Annotated in this window: 10 protein-coding genes; 8 read left to right on the plus strand and 2 right to left on the minus strand. The window is 37.3% G+C overall.

Features of this window, described 5'->3' with window-relative positions; translation table 11 throughout:
* Positions 1 to 187 precede the first annotated feature (187 nt).
* Positions 188 to 958, plus strand: coding sequence for a Cof-type HAD-IIB family hydrolase (locus RT445_RS08465; protein WP_274795792.1), 771 nt, complete (start codon positions 188 to 190; stop codon positions 956 to 958).
* A 401-nt stretch (positions 959 to 1,359) separates the two neighbouring features.
* On the opposite strand, the gene RT445_RS08470 is transcribed toward RT445_RS08465, so the two are convergent.
* Complete coding sequence (locus RT445_RS08470; protein ID WP_396631758.1) at positions 1,360 to 2,121, minus strand: DeoR/GlpR family DNA-binding transcription regulator; 762 nt, start codon at positions 2,119 to 2,121, stop codon at positions 1,360 to 1,362.
* A 150-nt stretch (positions 2,122 to 2,271) separates the two neighbouring features.
* Here RT445_RS08470 and RT445_RS08475 point away from each other — a divergent pair, with 150 nt between their 5' ends.
* From RT445_RS08475 to phnX, 5 genes are read left to right on the plus strand one after another with little or no spacing between them, the layout of a single operon-like run.
* Positions 2,272 to 3,024 (plus strand): ABC transporter ATP-binding protein, encoded by a 753-nt coding sequence (locus RT445_RS08475; RefSeq protein ID WP_312506827.1) that lies wholly within the window; start codon positions 2,272 to 2,274, stop codon positions 3,022 to 3,024.
* Complete coding sequence (locus RT445_RS08480; protein WP_274795795.1) at positions 3,017 to 4,648, plus strand: ABC transporter permease family protein; 1,632 nt, start codon at positions 3,017 to 3,019, stop codon at positions 4,646 to 4,648. Before RT445_RS08475 ends, RT445_RS08480 begins: the two co-directional genes overlap by 8 nt.
* Positions 4,645 to 5,631, plus strand: coding sequence for an extracellular solute-binding protein (locus tag RT445_RS08485; RefSeq protein ID WP_274795796.1), 987 nt, complete (start codon positions 4,645 to 4,647; stop codon positions 5,629 to 5,631). The genes RT445_RS08480 and RT445_RS08485 overlap by 4 nt, the downstream gene beginning before the upstream one ends.
* A gap of 13 nt (positions 5,632 to 5,644) precedes the next feature.
* Positions 5,645 to 6,745: a 2-aminoethylphosphonate--pyruvate transaminase gene (phnW, locus tag RT445_RS08490; RefSeq protein WP_312506826.1), complete on the plus strand. Its 1,101-nt coding sequence runs from the start codon at positions 5,645 to 5,647 to the stop codon at positions 6,743 to 6,745.
* Positions 6,735 to 7,526, plus strand: coding sequence for a phosphonoacetaldehyde hydrolase (gene phnX, locus RT445_RS08495; RefSeq protein WP_312506825.1), 792 nt, complete (start codon positions 6,735 to 6,737; stop codon positions 7,524 to 7,526). The genes phnW and phnX overlap by 11 nt, the downstream gene beginning before the upstream one ends.
* 39 nt (positions 7,527 to 7,565) lie before the next feature.
* Here the strand turns inward: phnX and def are convergent, their stop codons facing one another.
* On the minus strand, positions 7,566 to 8,123 hold the full coding sequence (gene def, locus RT445_RS08500; protein ID WP_274795799.1) for a peptide deformylase: 558 nt from the start codon (positions 8,121 to 8,123) through the stop codon (positions 7,566 to 7,568).
* 394 nt (positions 8,124 to 8,517) lie between these two features.
* Here def and pdhA point away from each other — a divergent pair, with 394 nt between their 5' ends.
* Entirely contained in the window at positions 8,518 to 9,633 is a 1,116-nt protein-coding gene (gene pdhA, locus RT445_RS08505; RefSeq protein WP_274795800.1) for a pyruvate dehydrogenase (acetyl-transferring) E1 component subunit alpha, read from the plus strand.
* Positions 9,634 to 9,636: 3 nt separating this feature from the next.
* Positions 9,637 to 10,592: alpha-ketoacid dehydrogenase subunit beta (locus RT445_RS08510; protein WP_313470420.1), on the plus strand; the 956-nt coding region annotated here is incomplete at its 3' end.

The raw sequence follows: 10,592 nt of genomic DNA on the forward strand, positions 1-10,592 counted from the left end.
CAAATAATGAAGGGCAAATGTTAGGCAATTGATTTTTTTCCGAGTACGCCGCGAAGCTGCTTCAACAATTTCCGTTTTAGTTTCTTCAGCATGGCACATCACTCCTTAGGATCATTATAATAAAAATTATTGTCTATGTAAAGCTATTAGCCTTGAAAGGGTAATATTGATGGAAAGGGATATTAAAATGAACAAAATTTTATTTTTTGATGTAGATGGTACTCTTTATAACAGTGAAAAAAAATTACCTGCATCAGCAAAAGAAGCACTTCTTGCAGCTAGACGTAATGGCTATGAATTGGCAATTGCTACTGGTCGAGCCCCTTTTATGATTGATGCTTTATTAGAGGAGCTGGATATTGATACGTATGTTACCTTTAATGGACAATATGTTGTTTACAAAGGTGAGGTTGTCTATACAAACGGTATTGAAAAAGAAGAATTGGCGAAAATCATTGCCTTTGGTGAAGCACGTAATGAGCCGGTAGTATTTTTAGATGACAAACGTATGATTGCATCTGTTGGTGATCATAATATGGTTGCTGAAAGTCTAGATACGCTTAAATATCCATACCCAGAATTAGATTCTTCTTATTATATGCAGAACGCTGTATATCAAACACTTATATTTATGGAAGAAAAAGATGAACCTTTATATTGCGAAACATTCCCAAATGTACAATTTGTACGTTGGCATCGTTATTCTTGTGATATTTTGCCAAAGGGCGGCTCAAAGGCAGTAGGTATTGAAAAGATTCTTGAAAAAATGGGCATTACGTTACAAGATGCCTTTGCTTTTGGAGATGGCATAAACGATATCGAAATGCTACAAGCTGTAGGTACGAGTGTTGCGATGGGAAATGGACATGAGCGAGTAAAGGCTGTTGCACATCATATTGCTGATCATGTAGACGAAGATGGTCTCGCAAAAATCATGCGTAAGCTAGCGATTATCTAAAAATAAAGAAGCAACTAGTTGCGCACTTCGCGACTAGTTGCTTTTGTTTTGTAAAAGATATTCCTTAGTCAAAGGTGAAAGAGGTTTTGATTCCCAAAAGTCTTATCTTAAAGTTGTTCATTACTCATTTTATTAATGGTTGTTGTGAATTTATTAAAAGTAAGTGCATATCCTTTTCTCTAATAATAGAAATAAGGAGCTATTTGTTCACTATTACTTGATATTTTTTATGCATAGTTGATTGGAGTGGAGCCAGCGTCACTCCTAGGGGATTAGCGTCACAGATGAGACCCTGGAGCGAACGCAGTGAGTGAAGCGGCTCATCGGACGCCCCCTGGAAAGGACGCTGGCGGAACGGAAATCAACCCTCGCCTTGCGAAATGATTGTTAAAATCACTTTTTTAATCCTCGTCTGCGTTAACCACTTTTATTGGAATGCCATTATCCGCAAAATGCTGAATCGTAGTTTTAGGTAGGGCGTCATCTGTGATAATGCCATCTATATCTTTGACTGGACAAACTTGAATGGCTACATCTTTATTAAATTTTGAAGAATCCGTAGCCACATAGACAGTTTGAGAGATGGAAATAATTTGTTTCCTTGTGATGGCTTCCTCTAAGCTAAAATCTGAAATGCCTTTTTCGATTGAAACACCGCTAGCACAAATAAAAGCCTTATTGATATTAAGGTGTTCAAAGCGGAACAAAAACTCATTGGACGTTACTGATTTTTCCGAGTGGCGTACTTTACCACCGATTAGTATAACCTCGATAGTGGAACCAATTAAATCAAATGCTACAGGCAATGAGTTTGTTACCACTGTTAATTTTTCCTTCTCCTTTAAAAATGGTGTCATTTGATATGTAGTTGTCCCGCTATCTATAAAAATACACTCCCCATCTTGAACAAGCGAAGCGCAAGCTTTAGCAATGGCGATTTTCTCAGTTATCTGCGTATGAAGTCGTTGGTCAATTAATCCCTCAACTGGCTCAATATATTTAACGCCCCCATAAAATTTCTCTATCTTCTTATCTTGCATCAATTGTTGGACATCACGACGAATTGTTTCCATTGAAACGTTAAATTCTTTTGTGAGTGTCACTAGTTTTACAACCTTATGTTGTCGTACAAATTGCAAAATTTGCTGTTGCCTTTCTATCATATACATTTCATCACCTCTACTACTATTTACTCAAAGTAAGCATAAGTTTGTCAACAGTTGGTCAGAATTTACTCAACATTTACACAAAAACGCATTTTCCTTTACAAATTGCCACTATACTAAAGCTAGGAACTGAGAGAGGTGAACAATTTGTTAGAACTAAAAAATATCTCGAAAAGCTATAAAAATAAGAAAGTTTTAGAAGATATCAATATAACCATCGAATCAGGTGAGATCATTTCATTATTAGGGCCAAGTGGTTGTGGGAAAACAACTTTGCTTAATATTATCTTAGGCCTTACAGATCAAACAGCTGGTCAGCTTGTTTACAATGGCCAAGATATATCAAAGCAATCGATGCAAGAAAGAGGATTTAATATTGTGTTTCAGGATTTTGCGTTATTTCCTCATTTGAATGCATATGACAATATCGTTTATGGACTGAAAAATAAACAAGAGCAAATGTCTAAGGGGGATATACAAGAATATATTGACTTTTTAGAGCTGACACCACATTTACATAAAAAGATTCACGAATTATCAGGTGGACAAAAGCAACGTGTTTCCATTGCCAGAACACTTGTGATGCAGCCAAAAATTTTATTGCTGGATGAGCCGTTAAGTGCATTAGATGGCGTCATTAAAGAATCGATAAAGGAACGCATTAAATCCATTGCTCGTGAATTTAATTTAACGACTATTATTGTCACACATGATCCAGAAGAAGCCTTAACACTTTCAGATAAAGTCATGATTATTAATGATGGAACAGTTGCTCAATTTGGCACACCTCATGAAATAGTAACAGCACCAAAAAATCAATTTATTGAGGATTTTATCTTAAGACAGCTACATATTAAGCGACACAATATCTATCAATTATTTGGAGAAACGTATGCTTAAAACGAATAAAATGATGAAATTAATTTTTCTGCCCATTCTATTATTTTTCCTATTGTTTTTAATTGTGCCATTACTTTATATGTTTTGGCAGTCTTTCAAAATAGGAAATGTGCTGACCTTTCAAAATTATATAGATGCTTTAAGTAATATAGAGCTTCGTGAAGCTTTTATTAATAGCTTTAAAGTTTCTTTTGTAGCATCAGTAGTTACCACTATTTTAGCTTTTTTATTGGCATATGCTGTTCATTTTACAACGATCCATCGCCATACGAAAAAGCTAGTACAGGTTGGAATTACTTTACCAATGTTACTACCAACCATCACCTATGGTTTCGTGTTGATTTATACATTTGGTAATCAAGGAATTTTAACAAAATTAATCGGTCAACCTCTTTTTACAATCTATGGGTACAACGGTTTAGTGATAGGTTACGTTTTATATACATTACCGGTTGCTTTTATTTTAATGCAAAATTCCATGCAATATATCGACAAACGATTCTTACTTGTTTCGATGTTGATGCGTGATCATTCGCTCCGTCGATTTTATCATACTGTATTCCGTCCAATGCTAGGAACAATTGGTGGGGCCTTTATTTTAACGTTTATATTAAGCTTCACTGACTTTGGGATACCTGCATCAGTCGGGGGGAATTACAGGGTGATTGCTACGGAGCTTTATCAAGCGATGTTAGGTTCAATTGTCCATTTTGAACGTGGAGCCGTAATTTCTGTTTTTATGCTTGTACCAGCAATACTCGGTGTAGTTATGTTAACGATTTTAGAGCGCTTTAATTTTCAGTATAAACAAGTCGGACAAAGTGAACTTGTCAAACATCGTCTACGTGATGTGTTGTTTACTGTTTATTCAATTGTCTGTGTAGCTGTTGTCTTGTTCGTTTTTTCAACAATGTTTATCGTGCCTTTTACGAAAGGCTATCCCTATGACCTAAGCTTCACATTAGAGCATGTCCAAAATGTACTTGCTGAGAAAGATTTAACAAAGGTTTATATCAATTCTCTGATCGTAGCGGTTTTAACTGCCGTATTAGGGGTGGTTATTACATTTATGTCAGCCCTCCTTAATGCAAGGACACCACTAAAAGGAAAGAAAAGTTTGGATGTAGCATCTATGATCACCAATACAGTACCGGGGATGGTGCTTGGGTTATCCTATTTGTTTTTCTTTAATGGAACGTCCTTGAAAGGTACCTTTTTCATCATTATCGCTTGTAATATTGTGCATTTTTTTACAACTCCGTATTTAATGGCGAAAAATTCTCTGCAAAAGATGGACCCTACTTGGGAAGTGACAGCGGAGCTATTAAGGGACTCGTGGTTGAAAACCATTGTACGTATTATTTTGCCAAATATTAGAGCGACGATTTATCAAATGTTTAGCTATTATTTTTTAAATGCGATGGTTACTGTCAGTGGCGTTATTTTCCTTGTTAGCACGAAAACAATGCTTGTATCGACACGGATAAAAGAGCTTCAGCATTTTGCGAAATACACCGATATTTTCGTACTATCAATATTTATTTTATGTACAAACCTCATTGTGAAATTAGGTTGTGATTATATAACAACTCATAAAGAAAAAGTGGAGGAGATCTCAAAATGAAAAAATCAACAGGCATGATGTTAGGGACAGTTAGTGCAGCGGCAATCGTTTTAGCTGCATGTGGAGGGGCTGAAGCAAATTCCGAAGAGCAGATCATTATTTATTCAAATGCTGATGATGAAGCAATTGAAGTTATGGAGTCTACATTAGATGACAAGGGCTATAAAGGAAAGTACTTAATCCAATCCTTTGGTACTTCGGAATTGGGTGGGAAAATGATGGCTGAAGGAACAGATATTGAAGCAGATGTGGTGACGATGGCTTCTTATTTTATAGAAAGTGCACAAACCACTAAATCCATGTTTGTGGATATTTCTTCAGACTTAAAGCCTCTTGATGGCGGTGTGACGTATGCACTGCCGATTTTAGGAAATGTAGGTTCTATTTTTATTAATACAGAGGTGTTACAACAAAAAGGTCTACCTGTACCGCAAACGATTAAGGATTTGACAGACCCTGCCTACAAGGATTTAGTGTCATTCCCAAATATTATGGATTCCTCAACGGGATGGCTATTAGTACAAGCTATCATTAAGGACTATGGTGAGCAAGAAGGTCAAAAGGTTTTAGCAGATTTAATTAGTAATGCGGGCCCACATATTGAAAGCTCGGGCTCAGGACCAATAAAAAAAGTGAAAACGGGTGAAGTTGCAGCTGGATTTGGTTTACGTATTCAGGCCATAGATGCCAAAAATGAAGGGTTGCCAATCGATTATATTGACCCGACAGAAGGAAACTTCACATTAACGGAATCTGTGGCTGTAGTAGATAAAGAGGGAGATGAAGCGTTAGCTAAAGAAATCGCTAAGGTCATTGCAACAGAGGCGCGTGGTGGTCTATTAGAGCAATATCCTGTCGCTCTTTATGAAGGGGAACAAGTGAAAGATGAACATGTTCCTGCTTATCTCAAAAAGTGGGACTCTACATTAACGGTAGATTTATTAGAAAAACATCAAGCTTTCTTTAAAGAAGCACAACGATAAGGAGTTTTAACAAATGAGTAACTATAAATTATTGACACCAGGACCATTAACAACAACTGAAGCAGTAAAACAGGAAATGTTAAAAGATCGTTGTACATGGGATGATGACTATAAAAATGTTACACAAGTAATTCGCAAGCAGCTTTTGGCGTTAGCTCAAGTCGATGAGCCGGATTACACAGCGGTCCTTATGCAAGGTAGTGGTAGCTTTGTAGTAGAATCTGTTCTCACAACAGCTATAAGTGAAGACGATAAAGTGTTAATCATCACAAATGGAGCTTATGGTGAAAGAATGGTTGAAATGGCCAAAGTACTAAAGCTACAGCATGTTGTTTACAGTGTTCCTTATGATGAGCAGCCATCATCAATAGCTATTCAAGATTTACTTGAAAAAGATGCGAGTATTACGCACGTGGCTGTCGTGCATTGTGAAACAACAACAGGTATTTTAAATCCAATTAAAGAAATTGGGGAAGTTGTTCATTCGTTCAACAAAACATTTATCGTAGATGCAATGAGTAGCTTCGGTGGAGTGCCAATGAATTTATCAAGCTTGCATATAGACTTTTGTATTAGTAGTGCCAATAAATGTATTCAAGGCGTGCCGGGGTTTGGGTTTGTTATTGCTAAAACAAATGTATTAGAGAAATGCAAAGGTCAGGCTCGTAGTGTTGCATTGGATTTGTATCATCAATGGGAAGTGATGAAGCATGATGGCAAATGGCGCTTTACTTCTCCTACGCATGTAGTGGCAGCTTTTGCGAAGGCGCTAGAAGAGCTAGACGAAGAGGGCGGAATCAACGCTCGCTATAAGCGCTATGCGGATAATAATCAAATACTACGCTCTCGTTTATCAGTGCTTGGCTTTGAAGCGTATATTGCGGAAGAGCTACAATCACCTATTATTACAACATTTTTGTTCCCGTATAAAGAGTTTTCTTTTGAACACTTTTATGAGGAAATGAAAAAAGCAGGTTTTGTTATCTATCCTGGTAAGCTGACAGATGTGGATACATTCCGTATTGGCAATATCGGTGATATTCATGAGGAAGATATGCAAGCGTTATGTGAGATAATAGAAAATTATATGGTGGTGAAAAACAATGAAAATTGAAACGGTTATTTTGGATTGGGCAGGAACAGCAGTTGATTTTGGTTGCTTTGCCCCTGTCAATGTTTTTTTATCGATTTTTGAAGATGCTGGTGTCAATGTAACATTAGAAGAAGCTCGAAAACCAATGGGCATGTTAAAAATTGACCATATTCGTACCATGCTAGAAATGCCAAGAATTAATGAGGAGTGGCAACGAATTCATGGACAAGCTTTTACAGAAAATGACGTGCATACATTATATAATCAGTTCGAAACGAAATTAATGGAATCGTTAGCAAACTATACAGATCCGATCCAACATGTGAAGACAGCGGTACAGCAATTAAGAGAAGCGGGTATTCGAATTGGCTCTACAACAGGCTATACTGATTCGATGATGGAAGTAGTGACGAAAAATGCAGCTAACAAAGGCTACCAACCTGATTTTCTTGTAACACCCACACAGGTTGGTGATAAAGGACGACCATACCCATATATGATTTTTAAAAACATGCAGGCATTTGGCTCGAAGGCAACCAAGCAAGTCGTGAAGGTTGGCGATACGACTTCAGATATAATGGAAGCATTAAATGCTGGTGTTTGGGCTGTTGGTGTTATTATTGGAAGTTCAGAAATGGGATTATCTGAAGAAGAATTTCAAGCACTCACTTCTGAAGAACAGCAACAAGTCATAGCCGAAACGAAACGTATTTTTGAAGAAACAGGGGCACACTATACAATTGAAACAATGGCAGAGCTACCTAAATTAATTGAAACAATTAATGCTCGTTTAAATCGATAAAAATAAACCTCGGCAGATGTATAACTGCCGAGGTTTATTTTAATCTCGCTCATATGGAATGGAATCAGGTATTTCTGCAAATGGGTTTTTTTCATTGATACGATCATAAAACATTACGCCGTTTAGATGATCTAGTTCATGCTGAAATGCAATAGCTGGCAAACCTTTAAGACGCATTTTCTTTTCTTCGCCATCAATTGTTTTAAATTTGACTGTGATGCGCGCATGACGGGGTACATATCCAGGTATATTACGGTCAACAGAGAGACAACCTTCTCCTGCTGTTAGGTATGTGTTTTCGACAGAGTGGCTTACAATTTTCGGATTAATGGCAACAAAGCTTAATTGTTCACCAGCCTCATCCTTTAAATGTAGAGCAAACATACGCTGTAAGCTATTTACCTGATTGGCAGCTAGGCCAATACCACTACGCAAATTATATTTTTCTGCCATTTCAGGGTCTTGGCTGTTGATTAAATACTGAAGCATATCTTCAGCGAGCTTTCTTGTTTCATCAGTTAAAGGGAATTTAACTTCCTCAGCTTTTGTGCGTAAAGTCGGATGACCTTCGCGGATAATATCATCCATTAAAATCATATAGTAATCTTCCTTTCAACTTTGTAGTGCCTTACTAATAAGTATACATCACGTCTTAAAACAATCACATGTAAAAAGACCTTATTTGAATATACTCAAAAAATTTTTCTAATGCTATTAGATTTTCTAGATTGGGGTATTCTACTATTGGAAAACCTGTTGGAAAACTTAAGGAATATATGGTGTTAATAAGGTGTTGTAATACAGATTTTAGATATTGGTAATACAGTATAGGACAGTGGTATTGGAATGTTATTTTAGAAAAAATCTTTGTTTATAGCCGTAATATATGATTGACCGACAGTATTTTATTCAGTATACTGAGTGTCAAGAATAAGTTGTACTAGTAAAAATGGTGATTTATTTTAATACAGCTGAAAGGGAGATGTGACAAATGAGCAAGAAAAACAATAATATTTTTGATGCGAAACAAACGCTAACTGAAATCGAAGATAAATTTGAAATGTTTCAAATTTTAAATGAAGAAGGCGAAATTATAAATAAAGAGGCAGACCCAAAACTATCTGATGAGGAACTAGTTGAACTAATGACACGTATGGTTTACACACGTATTTTAGATCAACGCTCAATCTCACTAAATCGTCAAGGACGTTTAGGTTTCTATGCTCCTACAGCAGGTCAGGAAGCTTCACAACTTGCTTCTCACTTTGCATTAGAGCAAGAGGATTGGATTTTACCAGGTTACCGTGATGTACCACAAATTGTATGGCATGGCTTACCTCTTGAAAAAGCATTTTTATTCTCACGTGGTCACTTCATTGGGAATCAGGTTCCTGAAGGTGTAAACGTTTTAGCTCCACAAATTATTATCGGAGCACAATATATTCAAGCTGCAGGAGTGGCACTTGGTATTAAAAAACGCGGGAAAAAAGCTGTTGCCGTAACTTATACAGGTGACGGTGGTTCATCACAAGGTGACTTCTATGAAGGAATTAACTTTGCAGGTGCATTTAAATCTCCAGCAATCTTTATCGTACAAAATAACCAATATGCAATTTCAACTCCTCGTGAATTGCAAACAGCTGCTAAAACAATTGCACAAAAAGGTGTAGCAGCAGGTTTACCAAGTATTCTAGTAGATGGAATGGATGCGCTTGCAGTTTATGTAGCTACTCGTGATGCTCGTGAACGTGCAATTAATGGCGAAGGTCCAACATTAATTGAAACTATGTGTTACCGTTATGGTCCGCATACAATGGCAGGGGATGACCCAACTCGTTACCGTACTTCTGATACTGATAATGAATGGGCTCAAAAAGACCCTCTTGTTCGCTTCCGTAAATACCTAGAAGCAAAAGGTTTATGGGATGAAAAGAAGGAAGAAGCAGTAATTGAGCGTGCAAAAGAAGAAATTAAAGAAGCAATCAAAAAAGCAGATGCAGCTCCAAAACAAAAAGTGACAGAGTTAATGGAAAATATGTATAAAGGCGAAATGCCATCTAATTTAAAAGAACAGTATGAAATCTATAAAGAGAAGGAGTCGAAATAACCAATGGCACAAATGACGATGATTCAAGCAATTACAGATGCACTTCGCACAGAATTAAAGAATGATGAAAACGTTCTTGTATTCGGGGAAGATGTAGGTGTCAACGGTGGGGTATTCCGCGCTACAGAAGGCCTACAAAAAGAGTTCGGTGTTGATCGTGTGTTCGATACACCATTAGCAGAATCAGGTATTGGTGGGTTAGCAGTCGGTCTTTCTCTTCAAGGATTCCGTCCAGTTCCTGAAATTCAATTCTTTGGTTTCGTATATGAAGTAATGGATTCTATTAGTGGTCAATTAGCACGTATGAGCTACCGTAGTGGTGGTGTATACAATGCGCCAGTAACAATCCGTTCACCATTTGGTGGTGGTGTGCATACACCTGAAATGCACTCAGATAGCTTAGAAAGCCTAATGACAGCACAACCTGGTTTAACAGTTGTTGTACCATCAACACCATATGATGCAAAAGGATTACTTATTTCATCAATCCGTAATGACAACCCAGTTATTTTCCTAGAGCACTTAAAACTTTACCGTTCATTCCGTGAAGAAGTGCCAGAGGAAGCATATGAAATTCCGCTAGGCAAAGCAGATGTAAAACGCGAAGGTAAAGATTTAACAATTATCGCTTACGGATTAATGGTTCATGAAAGCTTAAAAGCTGCAGAGGAACTTGAAAAAGAAGGACATTCTGTAGAAGTAATTGACTTACGTACAATTCAACCAATCGATGTGGATACTATTATCGCATCAGTTGAAAAAACAGGACGTGCGATTGTTGTCCAAGAGGCTCAAAAACAAGCGGGTATCGCTGCAAACGTAGTAGCAGAAATTACAGAGCGCGCAATTTTAAGCTTAGAAGCTCCTGTTCTTCGTGTGGCTGCACCAGATACTGTGTACCCATTCCCACAAGCTGAAGGTGTTTGGTTACCAAACTACAAAGATGTAATGGAAACAGC

It is taken from the genome of Lysinibacillus sp., from assembly GCF_032093475.1.
Lineage (GTDB): Bacteria > Bacillota > Bacilli > Bacillales_A > Planococcaceae > Lysinibacillus > Lysinibacillus irui.

Excerpts from the sequence above, each read along its gene's own strand:
- RT445_RS08465 (WP_274795792.1), top strand. The coding sequence starts at position 188 with ATGAACAAAATTTTATTTTTTGATGTAGATGGTACTCTTTATAACAGT.
- RT445_RS08470 (WP_396631758.1), bottom strand. The coding sequence starts at position 2,121 with ATGATAGAAAGGCAACAGCAAATTTTGCAATTTGTACGACAACATAAG.
- RT445_RS08480 (WP_274795795.1), top strand. The coding sequence starts at position 3,017 with ATGCTTAAAACGAATAAAATGATGAAATTAATTTTTCTGCCCATTCTA.
- RT445_RS08485 (WP_274795796.1), top strand. The coding sequence starts at position 4,645 with ATGAAAAAATCAACAGGCATGATGTTAGGGACAGTTAGTGCAGCGGCA.
- phnW (WP_312506826.1), top strand. The coding sequence starts at position 5,645 with ATGAGTAACTATAAATTATTGACACCAGGACCATTAACAACAACTGAA.
- phnX (WP_312506825.1), top strand. The coding sequence starts at position 6,735 with ATGAAAATTGAAACGGTTATTTTGGATTGGGCAGGAACAGCAGTTGAT.
- def (WP_274795799.1), bottom strand. The coding sequence starts at position 8,123 with ATGATTTTAATGGATGATATTATCCGCGAAGGTCATCCGACTTTACGC.
- pdhA (WP_274795800.1), top strand. The coding sequence starts at position 8,518 with ATGAGCAAGAAAAACAATAATATTTTTGATGCGAAACAAACGCTAACT.